The following is a 14,872-nucleotide window of genomic DNA, read 5'->3' on the forward strand; positions in this document are numbered from 1 at the left end:
TCCCCTCACACGTCCAGAAGCGGGCGGTGTTTGATATGCCGCGCGAAGACCTGCATGAACTGCGGATCGACGCGCGCACCCCATACGGCCAGCGAGTGGCCGACGATCCAGAGCACCACGCCGGGAATCCACAGTTGCAGGCCCAGCCCGACGGCGGCGGCTAGCGTGCCGTTGGCAATCGCCACGGTGCGCGGCGCACCGCCCAGCAGGATCGGCTCGGTCAGCGAGCGATGCAGCGGCACTTCAAAGCCCGGAAGATCGGTGGCCTTACTCATACGACGGCCCCTCCGGAGAAGCTGAAGAACGACAGGAAGAACGAGGACGCGGCGAACGCGATGGACAGGCCGAACACGATCTGGATCAGCTTGCGAAAGCCGCCGCTGGTATCACCGAACGCCAGCGCAAGCCCCGTCGAGATGATGATGATCACCGCCACGATCCGGGCGACTGGCCCTTGGATGGATTCGAGGATGGAGGTCAGCGGCCCTTCCCACGGCATCGAGGAACCGGCGGCCTGCGCCGTGCCCGCCAGCAACAGCATCAGCGCGGCCAGCAGCAGCCCTTGCCCTGCGGGACGGGCCAGGTGGCGCAGCCGCGCCATGCTGGACAGGCGAGAAATAGGATTTACGGAAAGACGGAAAGCATCAACGTGCGTCATGGCAGTTCTCCAGGTTGGTCAGGGGTCGAGGAAGGCGCAGCGGCAGCGGCTGCAAGAGGAACCGGCGGCAGCTCGGGAAACGGCGTTTCCAGCGCATCTGTCAGGCGATAGCCCGCACCGTCGAAGCCGACGACACGGGAGATGGTTTCGACGTGACGTTTGCGGCCACGGCCTGCGATGTGAATCACCACGTTGACCGCCTCGGCGATCAGGGCGCGGGGCGGATTCACTGCCACTTCGAGGATCAGTTGCTCCAGACGCAGCAGTGCGCCCAAGGCGGAGCCGGCATGGATGGTGGCAATGCCGCCGGGGTGGCCGGTGCCCCAGACCTTCACCAAGTCCAGGGCTTCGCCGCCACGCACTTCGCCGACGATCACGCGGTCAGGCCGCAGGCGCATCGTGGCCCGCACCAGCTCGGTCATTGTGACGACGCCGGCGCGGGTGCGCAGCGGCACATGGTCGCGGGCCGCGCATTGCAGCTCGATGGTGTCTTCGAGCACCAGCACGCGGTCGCCTGTGGCGGCGATCTCGGCCAGCAGCGCGTTCGCCAGCGTGGTCTTGCCGGTGCTGGTGCCGCCGGCGATCAGGATGTTCTGCCGCTCGCGCACGGCGCGGCGCAGGAACTCGGCCTGCCCGGCGGTCAGGATGCCGTCGGCCACGTAGCGATCCAGGCCGATGATGCTCACGGCCCGCTTGCGTAGCGCGAAGGCTGGCCCCGGGGCGGCCGGAGGCAGGATGCCCTCGAAACGCTCGCCGGTTTCCGGCAACTCGGCGGTCAAGAGCGGCTGGCCGCGATGCACCTCCGCGCCGACATGCGCGGCGACCAGGCGGATGATGCGTTCACCATCGGCCTCGGGCATCTCCACGCCCAGCGGCGAGCGACCCGACGACAGCCGATCCACCCACAGGGTGCGATCGGGGTTGAGCATGATTTCCACAACATCCGGATCTTCGAGCGCAGCGGCGATCAGCGGCCCCATCGCCGTGCGCAGCATCTGGATGCGGCGATCCTGGGACGCCGCGGCGGATGAGCGAGATTCAGGCGGAATCTGCGGAACGGCACTCATGACGCACGCTCTGCAGCTCGCTCATCGGCGGACGCCATCGCTGCTGCGTCATCCATCCGCATCGGATCGGGGTGCAGTTCCTCCACCACGTCGCGCACCAGACTGCGGCCACGCAGCAGGTGGCGACCCAACTGCTCGACGAACTGCTCGAAGCGCGCTTTGCCCTGGGCGCGGGCCGCGTCCTTGTGGGCTTCTGGCACCGGCGTGCTGATGGTCAAGAAATAGCGGATGAACAGCGCCAGCGTTTCGATCTGGATGTTCTGGTCGCGCTCCATGCGTTCGGTCTGCCGCGACAGTCGATCCAGCCGCTTGGCAATGGCGGCCTCACGCTGGTCGCCCGCATCGGGTGACAGCCAGGACGCCAAGGCCGCTGCGACGATGGAGGACTTGGACACGCCTTTCTTGGCGGCAAGTTCATCCAGGCGCTTGGCGTGCTCGGGCTGGATGAAAAGATTGAGGCGGTATTGGCTCATAGGTCGATTCCGTCGTTGGGGTCGAGAGAAGCCAGCCGGGCCGTGCGCTGCATGGCCGGGTCGAGCTGGCCGGGAAGCGGGAGCGCCAGGTCGTCGTCATCGAGCAGCTCCAGGTCGTTCGCACACGCGTCCAACTCGGGCTCGTAGGCGACGGTTTCGGAGAGTTCGAGCTGGCGGCGCGGGCCGCCGTCATCGGTGCCGCCCGGACCATCGGCGGATACCGAGGTCGGCGCCGTAGGTACGGCCGGGATCGCCAAGCCGCTCCAGTCGTCGGGGCGGGCTGGCGGCGCGTCGGCGTACCTCCCGACTGCGAGCACGGGCGGTGGCAGGACGCGATCCTTGAAATTGGCGTCGACGTAGTAACGCAGCTTCTTCGCGCGGATCGGGGCAACGCTGGACACCATGACTACGGCGTCCTCAGGTGGAAGCTGCATCACCTCGCCGGGCGTCAGCAGCGGACGTGCAGTTTCCTGACGCGACACCATCAGGTGCCCCAGCCACGGAGCGAGGCGGTGGCCCGCGTAGTTGCGCTGCGCGCGAAGCTCGGTGGCGGTGCCGAGGGTTTCGGAAATCCTTTTCGCCGTCCTTTCGTCGTTGGTGGCGAAAGTCACCCGGACATGGCAGTTGTCGAGGATGGAATGGTTCTGCCCATACGCCTTGTCGATCTGGTTCAGGCTTTGAGCGATGAGAAAGCTGCGGATGCCGTAGCCGGCCATGAAGGCAAGCGCGGACTCGAAAAAATCGAGGCGACCCAGCGCCGGAAACTCGTCCAGCATCAGCAGCAGCTTGTGCCGGCGCGCGATGCCATCGCTGCCGTCGAGCGATTCGGTCAGCCGCCGCCCGATCTGGTTCAAGATGAGCCGGATCAGCGGCTTGGTGCGGCTTATGTCGGAGGGCGGCACCACCAGATAGAGCGATACCGGGTGCTCGGCGGAAATCAGGTCGGCGATGCGCCAATCGCAGCGCGATGTGACTTCGGCCACGGTCGGGTCGCGGTACAGGCCGAGAAACGACATGGCGGTGGAGAGCACGCCCGATCGCTCGTTGTCCGACTTGTTGAGCACTTCGCGGGCAGCGGATGCGACAACCGGGTGAGGCGCATCGCCCAGGTGCTTCGTCGTCATCATCCGGTGCAGCGTCAGCTCGAACGGACACGCCGGGTCGCTGAGGAAGTTGGCGACGCCGCGCAGCGTCTTGTCCTCGCCTGCGTACAGAACATGCAAGATTGCACCGACCAGTAGCGCGTGGCTGGTCTTCTCCCAATGATTGCGCTTCTCTAACGCACCTTCAGGGTCAACCAGAATGTCGGCGATGTTCTGCACGTCGCGCACTTCATGTGCGCCGCGCCGGACTTCAAGCAGCGGGTTGTAGGCGGCCGACTGCCTATCGGTGGGGTTGAAAAGCAGGCAGTGCGAAAAGCGCGAACGCCAGCCCGCCGTGATCTTCCAGTTCTCTCCCTTAATGTCGTGAATGACGGCGGACGCCGGCCACGAAAGCAACGTAGGCACCACCAAGCCCACGCCCTTGCCCGAGCGCGTGGGTGCGAAGCTCAGGACATGTTCCGGCCCCTCATGTCGGAGGTATTGGTCGTCGTGTTGGCCGAGGAAGACGCCCGCCGGGAGGGTCAGTCCAGCTTTGCGGATGTCGACGGCATCGGCCCAGCGTGCCGAACCATAAGTCGTAACCAGCCGCGACTGCCGAGAACGCCATACCGACATGGCGATGGCGACGAGTAAAGCGAACAAACCGCTACCACCCGCAATCGCACCGCCTGTGTCGAAGACGTGCGGCGCGTAGGCATCAAAGAAGAACCACCATTCGAACAAGCGCCACGGGTGATAAACCGGTACACCTAGAAGATCGAACCAGGGCGATCCGAGGCGTACTTGATAGCCAAGGGTCGCTGCTGTCCATTGTGTGGCGCCCCAGACGCCGGCGATCACGATGCCGATTACCACAGCGATCTGGCCGAACAGAACGTTCGTCCCTTGCATGACCTGTCCTCCGATTTCTCCTGCGCTGGTGTCTCATTGAAAGCGTTGCACAGGGGGTGTCGCAGGCGTCAGGATCGGTTCTGGGCTAGTGCCGGTCAAAGACCGTTCGCAGCACAATGGTCGAGGGAAAAGAAAGAATGAGCGCGGTGGCGAGTCAAAGAAAAGCGCCGCAAGCGAAAGCGCACTGCGGCGCATACAGAGTTCCAAGCAAGTTACCCAAAAAAAGCCGTCAATGGGCCTTGCTTCCACTCATAGGCAATATTTAGATATCATGAAAAACGATGATATTTAAGATTGGAATAAAAATGAAAAATATCAAGAGTATGGATCTCAACTTGCTCAAGGCGCTGGACGCATTGTTAGACGAACGCAATGTGACACGGGCGGCGGCCCGTCTGGGACTAACCCAGCCGGCCTTGAGTGGCATGCTGACGCGGTTGCGCGAGAGCTTCGGTGACCCGCTTTTCGCGCGCTCGCAGCGGGGTATCGTTCCAACGCAGCGGGCGCTGGATCTAGGGATGCCTGTCAAGCAGGTGCTCGCCGAAATCGACGCGCTGCTCCAGCCACCTTCCTTCAATCCGGCCACCGCACAACTGACCTTCTCCATCGCCGCGACGGACTATGCGCTGCGTGCCGTTGCTGTCCCATTTCTATCGGCACTTAAACGGCACGCACCGCGTGTACGAGTCTCATTAGTGCCAGTCGAGAGCGGGCAGCTACAGAACCAGCTTGAGCGCGGTCAGATCGATTTAGCCCTCCTGACGCCAGAGATCACTCCGCCAAATCTGCATGCCCGAGAGCTGTTCAAGGAACACTATGTGTGTGTCCTGCGGGAAGACCATCCTGCGGCTATGGGGCGCAAGCTGACCGTTAAACAGTTCTGTGCTCTCGACCATGCGCTTGTTTCCTACGATGGTGGAGGTTTCCGCGGCGTCACCGACGATGCGCTAGAACAGTTGGGCAAACGACGCAGCGTCACACTGTCGGTCAAGAGCTTTCTGATCTTGCCAGACATCCTGCGTGCCAGTGACATGGTTGCGATCTTGCCGAGCCGCTTGGTCGCCGGTATGGACAAGCTGGCTATCTCCCTGCCGCCGGTGAAGATACCGGGGTTCACCAAGACGGCTGCTTGGCACGAACGCACCCATCACGATCCAGCACATCGCTGGATACGAGCACTGCTGTTCACTTCCTGTGCTAACAACAAGTAGGCAAGATCGCTCCTATCGTCATGCTCAGCACAACTCTACCTCGCACTACAAATAAGCAATCAGTCGGCTCAATTGGAGACGCGCCCTTTCGTAGCGCCGCTGCGAGATAGCCTAGTCGGTGGATGGCAGAACCTAGGCCTTGATATCATATTTTATGATATCAAAAATAGAAACTTAGGATTTCACTTATTGCAGATGGAGGCTCATGATTTGCTCCATGACCACTTGAATGACGCAGCCACCCCTGTTGCGTCATCGACATTTTGTGAAGGAGCTTCGATATGAGCAAGCAACAGAACGCCATCCTCTGGCCCGAAGGCTACACGCCGGGCTTTACTGAGAATTTCGCCTCCAATGAGATCATCGCCGCCGGCTTGAGCGCGGCCGACGTATGGCCTCTACTCGTCACACCATCGCTGTGGCCAAGCTACTACGCCAACTCGGCTAACGTGTGCTTTCATGACGGCAAAGGCCCGGTACTGGCCGACGGCGATCGGTTTTACTTCGAGACCTTCGGCTTCCCGGTAGAGGGGCAGTGCAACGAATACGTGCCACCTGCGGATGGGCAACCCGGCCGCGTGGCCTGGCACGGCTGGTCCGGCGAGGAAGGCACAGATACGCGCCTGGATGTGCATCACGCCTGGCTGGTTGAGAACCTGGACGGCAGGCGCGTGCGCATCCTCACGCAGGAAACTCAGAAGGGCAAACCGGCCGAGGAGCTGCACAACGCCAAACCCAACCCGATGATCAACGGCCATCAGGACTGGCTCGACAGCTTGGTCGAGGCAGCGCGCAAAGCCAAGCAGGCGTAGTGGTCTCCGGCCGCTTGATCCCAAGCGTCTGAACGGAGAAAACCATGATGAGAACTCCCCTCAGGATTCTGCTGGTCCTGACTTCGCAGGCAACGATGGGCGACGAACTGCTCAACCGCGAATGGTTCCGCAGTCGGACCGAAGCGAAGGTGCTGATCGAACGTTGGCGACAGTTCTACAACGAGCAGCGGCCGCATAGCGCGCATGCTTACAAACCGCCGGCGACGATCCGGCGCAACTGGATCCAATCCGATAGCATCCCCTCCGAACTCACTGCCTGACTGGCTACAAAGTTCGTACTCAGGTCACCTTGGCGCAGGCACTGAAGGTGGAGCCACCCGGAATGGGTGCTCCCACCGCCTTACGCGCACTGGCTCGAACTCTCCCGAGGCGCCGGCAAGCTCGTCACATAGCGACTAGAGAGAGGAGGTGACCGTACGAGTTCCCAGCGCCCGATCCACTCTGGGAGCTGGGTCGCCTAGCGACTACGCTACCAATGGAGCTAGCGATCAACTCGATAACTTGAGCGTGATAACGCCCAGGATGATCAACGCCACGCCAAGGTATCGCATCAGGGAGGTTGGGTCGCCATAGAAATGAATTCCGACTAAGAAAGTTCCCGCCGCTCCGATACCCGTCCACACCGCATAAGCAGTCCCAATCGGTATCTGACGCTGAGCAAGCCATAGGAAGGCGCCGCTAATTGTCATGAAAGAGACGGCTACTGCGACCCCACTCCAACGCGATGTTGGCTCTTGCGCCATTTTCAGCCCGACCGGCCATCCGATTTCAAACAATCCAGCCAAAACAAGATAGATCCAACCCATTGCGATTCTCCTTCAAATTTTTCATATCCGGCATACATACTCCGGCATGACCACCAGCTTAGAACTTCGGCGGCTCTTTAGGCGTGGTGTGGGGCACATCGCCATCTTCGTAAAAGCGCTTTCGCGTAGCCTCGGCAACCCGGTTACATAGTTGGTCGCCCAGCATTGGTCGATCCAACTTGCATTGCTTGCGCAACTCTTTCAGACGCTCAGGATTGAGCGCTAATTCATCGACTGTCGGAAGGTTGGCTTTATCTGGTTTCCCAGATGGGCTGCAGGCTGCCAATGTCGAGGAAAGCAATATGAGAGCAATCTTCTTCATGGTTAATTTTCTTTGGGAGATTGTGTGATGGTTTACCGCCGACCTTTGGCATCTGGAGATTTGATCGAATGAACGCGTTCCATGAAGCGAGTCAGCATTTCTGACGGCTCGCTGGCCGGCCGTAGTAGATAGGTCGTGAGCATTGGCGAACGTCCAGTCAGCGGCCGTGCGACCACCCCCTGTTCCCTGCTGGCTGTGATATGCGCGCCTCCTGTGAGGCCTAGTGCAAGTCCCGCCGAAACCAGGACCATCATTAGATCGCTGGAAGTCACGCGTTCGGCAATCAGTGGCTCTATGTCCACGCGACGTAGCACCCGTTCAACTTGCCGAGCATGGCCCTCACACGCCACCGCGTCGCAGAGCACCAGCGGATACCGCAACAGCTCTTCTAGGGGAATCTGTTTGTGGGATAGCAAGGGGTGCCGTGCGGGCACAGCTACCATCAGAGGGTCACTCCACACCGGCACGGCGATGATGCCTTCGCCGACTTCATCCGATTGAGCGAAGCCGAGATCGTACAGTTCGCCACACAATCCCTTGATTTGCTGTGCCAAAGGCACCTCGAAGAAGCGAACTTCCACTTCCGGCTCTTCCTGCCGGCAGAGCGCCAACAACGCAGGCAGGCGCGATGGCGTGATTCCATCAGACAATGCAATACGGAGCTGGCAATGAAAGCCATTGGCTGCGGCGTTCACACTGTCGCGCGCCTGCTGCAAAGCTGCGAAGACACGCGGCACGCTCTCAAAGAAGAGCCTGCCCGCACGAGTCAAGCGGGTGCTCCGAGTGGTTCTCGCAAATAGCGCTACGCCCAACTCTTCCTCAAGTTCCTTGATGGCGCGCGACAGCGGCGATGTCTCTATGTGGAGGCGCTCTGCGGCTCGGGCAAAGTGCAGCTCCTCTGCCACCGCCAGAAAGTAGCGCAGGTGTCGAATTTCCATGTTCGCATTCCTCATCACTCAGGCCTCACCACCTTCGCCTTGCGTCACGCTATTTAGCTAGCCTTCGCAAGCTGCTCCAGCATGTTTCTGCGATCAAACAGGAGAGCCGGATAATGCTTTTGCCAGGACGCCCCATTGCATGGCTGTCTCGGCCCGCGTGCGGATCAGCGAAGCCTGCGCTGACAGCACCCCGGCCTCAGCCTCGGCCACCACCGTGGCGTCCACTTGTCCCGCCTCGAACAGACGTCGGCTGCGATCGAGCTGACGCTCCGCGACTGCGACACCCTCGGCCTGATGCTCCAGTGCTGCGTGCTGCGTATGCCAACCGAGATATGCGTTCTCTACGTCCTGCAAAGCACTCAACAAAGTGCGCTCGAACTCCGCACGGGCAGCTCGGCTGCGCGCCTCTCCGGTCTCGATGCCGGCACGGATCGCGCCACCATCGAAGATCGGCAACGACACCCCGGCCCCAAGTGAAAAAATGTTTCCAGTGATGCGGGTTCCCACACTCTCTACGCGCTGCCGTCCGCCGCTCAGGTCCAACACCAGCCTGGGGAAGCGTTCGCCTTCGGCTGCGTTCCAGCGCGCGGTTTCGGCGGCGAACTTCGCTTCGGCGGCGCGCACGTCGGGCCGCTCACTCAGCAGGTCCGCAGGTATGCGTGTCGGTGTCCAGTCCGGGACGGCGAGCGACGCAAGAGTTGGGGAAGCTGCAGGCGCTCCGGGCGTTTGTCCCACTAGTACATCGAGTGCATGCGTCGCCTCGCCGCGCGCACGCCGCAGTTGCTCTTGCTCCACGCGCAGTGCGACGACGCCGGCGCGGGTACGCTCGATGTCGAAGCCGGTAGCTTGTCCGGCCTCGAACTTCCGTTGCATCAGCAAGACGAGTCGTTCTGCGGATGCCAGCCGCGCCGCGGCTAGCGCTTCGAGCTCACTGGCTTGGCGCTGCTGCACAGCCGCCGACACTGTTTCAAACGCGACCTGCCACCGCGTGGCAACCCACGCTTGTTCGGCTGCCACCGCATCCAGGCGCGCACCTTCTGCTGCCTGCGAAAGCCGTCCCGACAGGTCTGCCTCCCACGATGCGGACAACGTGGCGCGGCCATCATTGCCGATTGCAACGTTCTCTGAATAGTCGCGTCCTCGAGTTGCCTGCGTGCCCGCGGACAACGAGGGGAGCAGGGAGGCCCGTGCTCGCCGCGTGGCGGCCGATGCCTCGTCCACGCGCGCTCGCGCAATCGTCAGTTCGGTATTGCGCTCCAGCGCCGCCCGGACCAAGGCATTGAGGTGCGGATCGCCGTAGGCCGTCCACCAATCGACGGGAAGAGTACGGCGGGACGATTTGTCCAAGATGCCTTCACCTCCCTCTTCATTTGAGAAATGGGCCGGTACATCCAGGCGAGGTGGATCGGCAGAGTGCGGGGCATGGCTGCAGGCCGCAAGAAGCAGTAGCGGAGAAATCATGGCAATGAGGCGATAGCGTTCAAGAATTTGAGACATGGCAGCTCCTTGCGTTCCGAAAAAGTCTTGACGGACTGTTGTATGGCTTCTACTATACCGTCTGGACTGTATATGACTCAAGCTTTTTTGGAGCACGACCATGCCGCCCCGCGCGAAAACAAAGTTGCCCCCCCCGTCCACTGCCCATAGCAGCGCCGATGCGCAGCCCGGCCTCCAGCAAGGAGCCCAGCGAACTCGCGACCGCATCCTGCAGGCCGCCCGCGAACTGGTGCTGGAGGAAAGTGCCAGTCGCTTGACACTGGACGCCGTCGTTGTGCGGGCCGGGTTGAGCAAAGGGGCGTTTCTCTATCACTTCAAGACCAAACGCGATTTGTTCGTGACACTGATCGACGAGATGATCCGGGCGTTCGACGCGGTACAAGCCAATCACGAGCGCAGGTTTGCCGGAGATCCGGACCCCTGGCTGTCGAGCCAGGTGGAAGCGATGCCCGACGACGAGATGCAGAAGATGGGCGCAGCGCTGCTCGCGGCAGCTGCGGAAGATCCAACACTTCTCGACCCACTGCGCGAGTGGTACCGCGTGCAGTACGAACGCGTGCGTCGATCCCCGCGTGGCACCGAGACCGCGGCACTCATCATGCTGGCATTGGATGGCGCCCTGTTCGCCGATCTTCTGGGTTTGCCAATACTCGCACCCGCAGAGCGGCGGCATTTCTTTCGGGCGCTCCAGGATCTCGCCTCGGGCCATCTCGAACTTGTCCCGGCAAAAGGACGCACATGAGTCGCGTCCGTAGCGGTGTCATGACCGCGTGCGCACCGCGCTCCTTGGCGGTTGCTTGCACACTATCCATTTCGACTCTGCTCTCAGGGTGCGGAAACTCGCAATCCACCGTATCCGAGCCTCCGCGCGCAGTGAAGCTCGCCGCCGCGCAGTCGGATCTCCCGCATAGCTCTCGCATCGAATTGACTGGCTCGGCGCGAGCAACCGAGCGCAGCATCCTAGGATTTGAAACAGGAGGACGGATCGCCAAGTTGAACGTCGACGTGGGTGAACGGTTCTCCCGCGGCCAAGTCCTGGCAGAACTTGATGCGCAACCTGACCGGCTTCGCGTGACACAAGCGCAAGCATCCCTGGCGGCCGCCGAAGCCGGCCTGATGGATCGACGTGTACAGACAGATCAACAGCGCCGGTTGCTCGAAAGCGAAGTCATCTCCCCTGCTGCGTTCGAGAGCGCGAAGGCGCAGCTAGCGGTCGCAGAGGGTCAAGCGCGCACTGCCAAGGCGGCGCTTGGCCTGGCCGAACGAGCACAACGTGGCACGATGATCGTCGCTCCTTTCGATGGTGTCGTGGCGGAAAAGCTGGCTTTGGCGTTCACCGACATTGCTGCTGGTGCGCCGGTATTTCAGGTCGACGGCGTGCGCAGTGGCACTGAGATCATCGCGAACGCGTCTACTACACAGGCACCTCACATAGATGTCGGCCAACGCGCAGAACTGAGCTGGAGCGGAGCCGAACAACCAATCCGAGCGGTGGTACGTCGTGTCGGTCTGCGCGCCGAAAATGGCTCGCTCCTACCCGTGGTGCTAGTGCCTGAAGATAACGCGCAAGCGCGCGCACTTCGGCCAGGTATTCCCGTACAGGTCGTGCTCGACGCACCTGCGGCAACCTCCAAGACCTCTCGGCCCGAGACTGTATCCATACCTTATGCCTCGCTGGTGCTCGGCACGAAGCCGGGCGAGGCTTCCGTCTTCGTCTACACCCCTGAAGATAAGAAGGTGCACCGTCGCGCGGTGCGCTTCACGCCGGTACAGGAAGGAGACAGCGCGCGCGTCCTCGCTGGACTCAAGCCCGGCGAGACGGTGGTTGCCGCCGGAGGAGGATGGCTCACCGATGGACAGCCAGTGACACCACTGGAAGCCACCACTCAATTGACCAAGCGCTAACGCGATCCACCAGGTTACTTCATCATGAAGATCACCGAGATGGCGCTGCGCGCCAGTCGACTTACCTACTTTGTAGCGCTCATCATTTTCGTCGCCGGCATCGCGACCTTCCTGAATTTTCCTTCTCAGGAGGAGCCGACTGTCACGGTCCGCGATGCGATGGTCACGGCGTTGAACCCGGGGCTGCCCGCCGAACGCGTTGAGCAACTCATTGCCCGGCCGATCGAGGAGCGCTTGCGCGAACTGGCAGAGGTCAAGCGCGTGACGAGCACCGTGCGCGCAGGCAGCGCCATGATCCAGGTCACGATCTGGGACCGCTACACCGACTTGGCACCGATCTGGCAGCGCGTCCGGGCCAAGGTCGCCGATTCGAAGGATGCCTTACCACAGAGCACGATGGGGCCTTTCGTCGACGAAGACTTCGGCCGCGTCGCGGTTGCCTCGATTGCGGTCACTGCACCAGGTTACTCCATGAGCGAGATGCGCGTCGCGCTCAAGCAGATGCGCGACCGCCTGTACACCGTGCCTGGTATTGAGCGCATCACTTTCTACGGCCTGCAGGAAGAGCGCGTCTATCTCGAATTCGATCGGCCTAGGCTCGCGCGATTGGAGCTGACACCACAGGGGGTGATCGACCAACTCGTCAAACAGAACGTCGTCGCTTCGGGTGGACAAATTGTTGTCGGCGGCATCAATGCAACCTTGGCGGTCAGTGGCGAAGTGCGTGACGCTCCCTCCCTGCGAGCAATGCCGATCGCGCTGCCACGACCGCAAAGTAGTACGGCGCCCGTGCCGACGATCGCATTGGGTGAACTGGCGCAGGTGAGTGTGCGGCCAGCCGATCCGCCGGAATCTGCTGCCATCTACAAAGGCCAGCCCGCTGTCGTCATGGCGGTTTCGATGGCCTCCGGTCAGAACGTGGAGCAGTTCGGAAAAGCGCTCAAAGCACGGGTTGCAGACCAGGAGAAGCTGCTGCCGGCGGGTTTCGATCTGTCATACGTCACTTTCCAGGCCGATGTCGTCAAGCACGAGATGGGCAAAATGAACCACGTCATGATGGAGACGATCATCGTCGTCCTCGGTGTCGTCGTGCTATTTCTCGGTTGGCGCACCGGGATCATCGTGGGCATGATCGTGCCGTTGACGATCCTCAGTGCACTCATCGTCATGCGCGCGATGAACATCGAGCTTCAGAACGTCTCGATGGGCGCCATCATCATTGCGCTCGGCTTGTTGGTGGACAACGGCATTGTGATTGCCGAAGACATCGAACGCCGCCTGGCCGGTGGCGAAGATCGTAAGCATGCCTGCCTCGAGGCGGGCCGCACGCTCGCCATTCCGCTGCTCACGTCCTCGCTCGTGATCGTGATCGTGTTCTCGCCGTTCTTTTTTGGCCAGAACGCCACGAGCGAGTATCTGCACAATCTCGTGGTCGTGCTGGCACTGACGTTGTTCGCTTCGTGGCTGCTGTGCCTGACTGTCACGCCCCTATTGTGCTACCACTTCGCCAAACCCCATCACAAGCAGGAGCAGGGCGACGCCTATGACACCCGCTTCTACCGTGGCTACCGGCGCGTACTGGAGTGGGTGCTCCACCATAAGGCGGTCTATGTAGCGTCGATGATCGCGGCGCTTGCCATTGCGCTGTATGGCTTCACCACCCTGCCGTACGATTTCATGCCCAAGTCCGACCGGCTTCAGTTCCAGATTCCGGTGCAGCTCGCCCCCGGTACCGACTCGCGCGAAACGCTCGCCCGCGTGAAGCAGATCAGTGGTTGGCTGGGCGACACGAACATCAATCCAGAAGTCTCCGATCACATCGGCTACGTCGCCGATGGTGGCCCGCGCTTCATCCTTAGCCTGAATCCACCACTGCCGGCATCGAACATCGCGTACTTCGTTGTCACATTGAAGCCGAAGAGCGACATCGACGCCGTCCTCGCCCGCACCCGCAGCTACTTTGCGCAAGCACATGGCGACGTGCGCGCCGAGCCCAAGCGTTTCTCGCTCGGTGCGACCGAGTCAGGGACTGCCATTTATCGCGTCAGCGGTCCGGATGAGGAGGTATTGTTGGGGGCCGCGTCCAAAATCGAAGCAGCGCTGCGCAAGCTGCCCGGCACCATCAACGTCAAGAACGATTGGGATACGCGCGTTGGCCGCATCGACGTACGGGTCGACCAGGACCGCGCGCGTCGGGCGGGCGTGACGACTGAAGACATCGCTGGCGGGCTGGATGTCCGCTACAGCGGCAGATCGATCTCGGTTATTCGCGACGGTGACACCTCCGTCCCGATCGTCCTGCGCAGTATCGTAAGCGAGCGTCGCAGCACGGCAGACGTAGGCGCGACGCTCATCTATCCCACCAACGGCGGTCCAGCGGTGACGCTGGCTCAGGTCGCAGACGTATCGCTCGCGAGCGAGCCCTCGGTCATCCAACGGCGCAATCTCATCCGCACGATCACCGTGCAAGGACAGAACACCTCTTACACCGCCCAGGAGATCATCAACCGCCTGGCGCCTAGCGTCGCTGCCCTGGACCTGCCCGCGGGCTACTCGGTTGAACTTGGCGGCGAGATCGAGGAAGCCGCCGAATCGAACGCCGCGCTGTCGACCTACATGCCCCTCGCATTTCTGGCGATGCTGATGCTGTTCGTATGGCAGTTCAATTCTTTCCGCAAGCTCGGTGTGATCCTCGCGACGATCCCTTTCACGCTTATCGGCGTGGTATTGGCTCTGAAGCTGACCGGCACACCTTTCAGCTTCATGGCGACCTTCGGCGTACTGGCCCTGTTCGGGATCATTGTCAACAACGCCGTGCTCTTGCTGGAACGCATCGACCAGGGGCTAGCGGAAGGCCTGCCACGCCATGAAGCCTTGGTTGGGGCCGCGATACAACGGCTTCGTCCAATCGTGATGACCAAGGTCACCTGCATTTCGGGACTGGTGCCACTCATGCTCTTCTCCGGACCATTATGGAAAGGGATGGCGATCGCGATGATCGGTGGGCTGGCACTCGGAACGCTGGTGACGTTGGGCTTGATTCCGCTGCTTTACGAAGTCCTGTTTGGAATCAAGCGAATTGGGCCGTGGAACCTGAGTGTCGCCACCGCGCATGGAGATCGCTCATGAGTCTCTTGCGAGCCGCCGCGTGCTGCGCATTCTCAGAAT

General features: G+C 61.6%; 14 protein-coding genes and 1 pseudogene. 6 read left to right on the plus strand and 9 right to left on the minus strand.

Translation table 11 applies throughout. From position 1 onward, the window contains the following. Positions 1–5: 5 nt before the first annotated feature. Genes N7573_RS08145 through N7573_RS08165 form a run of 5 tightly spaced genes read right to left on the minus strand, consistent with a single transcriptional unit; the run spans position 6 to position 4,192 of the window. Positions 6–275: a VirB3 family type IV secretion system protein gene (locus tag N7573_RS08145; RefSeq protein ID WP_003092280.1), complete on the minus strand. Its 270-nt coding sequence runs from the start codon at positions 273–275 to the stop codon at positions 6–8. Beyond that, positions 272–658: a TrbC/VirB2 family protein gene (locus N7573_RS08150; protein ID WP_000150010.1), complete on the minus strand. Its 387-nt coding sequence runs from the start codon at positions 656–658 to the stop codon at positions 272–274. Before N7573_RS08150 ends, N7573_RS08145 begins: the two co-directional genes overlap by 4 nt. Further along, positions 655–1,725, minus strand: coding sequence for a P-type conjugative transfer ATPase TrbB (gene trbB, locus N7573_RS08155; RefSeq protein WP_023093367.1), 1,071 nt, complete (start codon positions 1,723–1,725; stop codon positions 655–657). Before trbB ends, N7573_RS08150 begins: the two co-directional genes overlap by 4 nt. Then, positions 1,722–2,198, minus strand: a complete 477-nt coding sequence (locus N7573_RS08160) for a ribbon-helix-helix protein, CopG family (RefSeq protein WP_000085131.1) — start codon at positions 2,196–2,198, stop codon at positions 1,722–1,724. The genes trbB and N7573_RS08160 overlap by 4 nt, the downstream gene beginning before the upstream one ends. Then, positions 2,195–4,192: an IncP-type conjugal transfer protein TraG gene (locus N7573_RS08165; RefSeq protein WP_001163195.1), complete on the minus strand. Its 1,998-nt coding sequence runs from the start codon at positions 4,190–4,192 to the stop codon at positions 2,195–2,197. The genes N7573_RS08160 and N7573_RS08165 overlap by 4 nt, the downstream gene beginning before the upstream one ends. A 305-nt stretch (positions 4,193–4,497) precedes the next feature. On the opposite strand from N7573_RS08165, the gene N7573_RS08170 reads away from it, so the two are divergent. From N7573_RS08170 to N7573_RS08180, 3 genes and pseudogenes are all read left to right on the plus strand, one after another. Further along, positions 4,498–5,403 (plus strand): LysR family transcriptional regulator, encoded by a 906-nt coding sequence (locus N7573_RS08170; protein ID WP_023093368.1) that lies wholly within the window; start codon positions 4,498–4,500, stop codon positions 5,401–5,403. A 281-nt stretch (positions 5,404–5,684) separates the two neighbouring features. Continuing rightward, on the plus strand, positions 5,685–6,215 hold the full coding sequence (locus N7573_RS08175; RefSeq protein ID WP_000043569.1) for a hypothetical protein: 531 nt from the start codon (positions 5,685–5,687) through the stop codon (positions 6,213–6,215). A gap of 95 nt (positions 6,216–6,310) precedes the next feature. Continuing rightward, positions 6,311–6,496 (plus strand): annotated as a pseudogene (locus N7573_RS08180) (integrase core domain-containing protein); the annotation flags it as partial. Positions 6,497–6,724: 228 nt separating this feature from the next. On the opposite strand, the gene N7573_RS08185 reads toward N7573_RS08180, so the two are convergent. The 4 genes from N7573_RS08185 to N7573_RS08200 all read right to left on the minus strand — a co-directional run bounded on the left by N7573_RS08185 (position 6,725) and on the right by N7573_RS08200 (position 9,799). Beyond that, positions 6,725–7,042 (minus strand): multidrug efflux SMR transporter, encoded by a 318-nt coding sequence (locus N7573_RS08185; protein WP_000539741.1) that lies wholly within the window; start codon positions 7,040–7,042, stop codon positions 6,725–6,727. Between the two features lie 58 nt (positions 7,043–7,100). Further along, positions 7,101–7,364, minus strand: a complete 264-nt coding sequence (locus N7573_RS08190; protein WP_000717310.1) for an EexN family lipoprotein — start codon at positions 7,362–7,364, stop codon at positions 7,101–7,103. A 32-nt stretch (positions 7,365–7,396) separates the two neighbouring features. Continuing rightward, a complete protein-coding gene (locus N7573_RS08195; RefSeq protein ID WP_000405670.1) occupies positions 7,397–8,302 on the minus strand; it encodes a LysR family transcriptional regulator in 906 nt (301 codons plus the stop codon). Positions 8,303–8,395: 93 nt separating this feature from the next. After that, a complete protein-coding gene (locus N7573_RS08200) occupies positions 8,396–9,799 on the minus strand; it encodes a TolC family protein (protein ID WP_000078291.1) in 1,404 nt (467 codons plus the stop codon). A gap of 100 nt (positions 9,800–9,899) precedes the next feature. On the opposite strand from N7573_RS08200, the gene N7573_RS08205 reads away from it, so the two are divergent. The 3 genes from N7573_RS08205 to N7573_RS08215 all read left to right on the plus strand — a co-directional run bounded on the left by N7573_RS08205 (position 9,900) and on the right by N7573_RS08215 (position 14,833). After that, the gene (locus tag N7573_RS08205) at positions 9,900–10,541 is read left to right on the plus strand and encodes a TetR/AcrR family transcriptional regulator (RefSeq protein ID WP_070558827.1); all 642 of its coding nucleotides are present in this window, start codon (positions 9,900–9,902) and stop codon (positions 10,539–10,541) included. A gap of 131 nt (positions 10,542–10,672) precedes the next feature. Continuing rightward, entirely contained in the window at positions 10,673–11,704 is a 1,032-nt protein-coding gene (locus N7573_RS08210; protein ID WP_225984323.1) for an efflux RND transporter periplasmic adaptor subunit, read from the plus strand. 24 nt (positions 11,705–11,728) lie between these two features. Next, complete coding sequence (locus N7573_RS08215) at positions 11,729–14,833, plus strand: efflux RND transporter permease subunit (RefSeq protein ID WP_003092293.1); 3,105 nt, start codon at positions 11,729–11,731, stop codon at positions 14,831–14,833. The last annotated feature ends 39 nt before the right edge of the window (positions 14,834–14,872 follow it).

The organism is Stenotrophomonas sp. GD04054 (genome assembly GCF_029836955.1).
Lineage (GTDB): Bacteria > Pseudomonadota > Gammaproteobacteria > Xanthomonadales > Xanthomonadaceae > Stenotrophomonas > Stenotrophomonas maltophilia_A.

Excerpts from the sequence above, each read along its gene's own strand:
- N7573_RS08145 (WP_003092280.1), bottom strand. The coding sequence starts at position 275 with ATGAGTAAGGCCACCGATCTTCCGGGCTTTGAAGTGCCGCTGCATCGC.
- N7573_RS08150 (WP_000150010.1), bottom strand. The coding sequence starts at position 658 with ATGACGCACGTTGATGCTTTCCGTCTTTCCGTAAATCCTATTTCTCGC.
- trbB (WP_023093367.1), bottom strand. The coding sequence starts at position 1,725 with ATGAGTGCCGTTCCGCAGATTCCGCCTGAATCTCGCTCATCCGCCGCG.
- N7573_RS08160 (WP_000085131.1), bottom strand. The coding sequence starts at position 2,198 with ATGAGCCAATACCGCCTCAATCTTTTCATCCAGCCCGAGCACGCCAAG.
- N7573_RS08165 (WP_001163195.1), bottom strand. The coding sequence starts at position 4,192 with ATGCAAGGGACGAACGTTCTGTTCGGCCAGATCGCTGTGGTAATCGGC.
- N7573_RS08170 (WP_023093368.1), top strand. The coding sequence starts at position 4,498 with ATGAAAAATATCAAGAGTATGGATCTCAACTTGCTCAAGGCGCTGGAC.
- N7573_RS08175 (WP_000043569.1), top strand. The coding sequence starts at position 5,685 with ATGAGCAAGCAACAGAACGCCATCCTCTGGCCCGAAGGCTACACGCCG.
- N7573_RS08185 (WP_000539741.1), bottom strand. The coding sequence starts at position 7,042 with ATGGGTTGGATCTATCTTGTTTTGGCTGGATTGTTTGAAATCGGATGG.
- N7573_RS08190 (WP_000717310.1), bottom strand. The coding sequence starts at position 7,364 with ATGAAGAAGATTGCTCTCATATTGCTTTCCTCGACATTGGCAGCCTGC.
- N7573_RS08195 (WP_000405670.1), bottom strand. The coding sequence starts at position 8,302 with ATGGAAATTCGACACCTGCGCTACTTTCTGGCGGTGGCAGAGGAGCTG.
- N7573_RS08200 (WP_000078291.1), bottom strand. The coding sequence starts at position 9,799 with ATGTCTCAAATTCTTGAACGCTATCGCCTCATTGCCATGATTTCTCCG.
- N7573_RS08205 (WP_070558827.1), top strand. The coding sequence starts at position 9,900 with ATGCCGCCCCGCGCGAAAACAAAGTTGCCCCCCCCGTCCACTGCCCAT.
- N7573_RS08215 (WP_003092293.1), top strand. The coding sequence starts at position 11,729 with ATGAAGATCACCGAGATGGCGCTGCGCGCCAGTCGACTTACCTACTTT.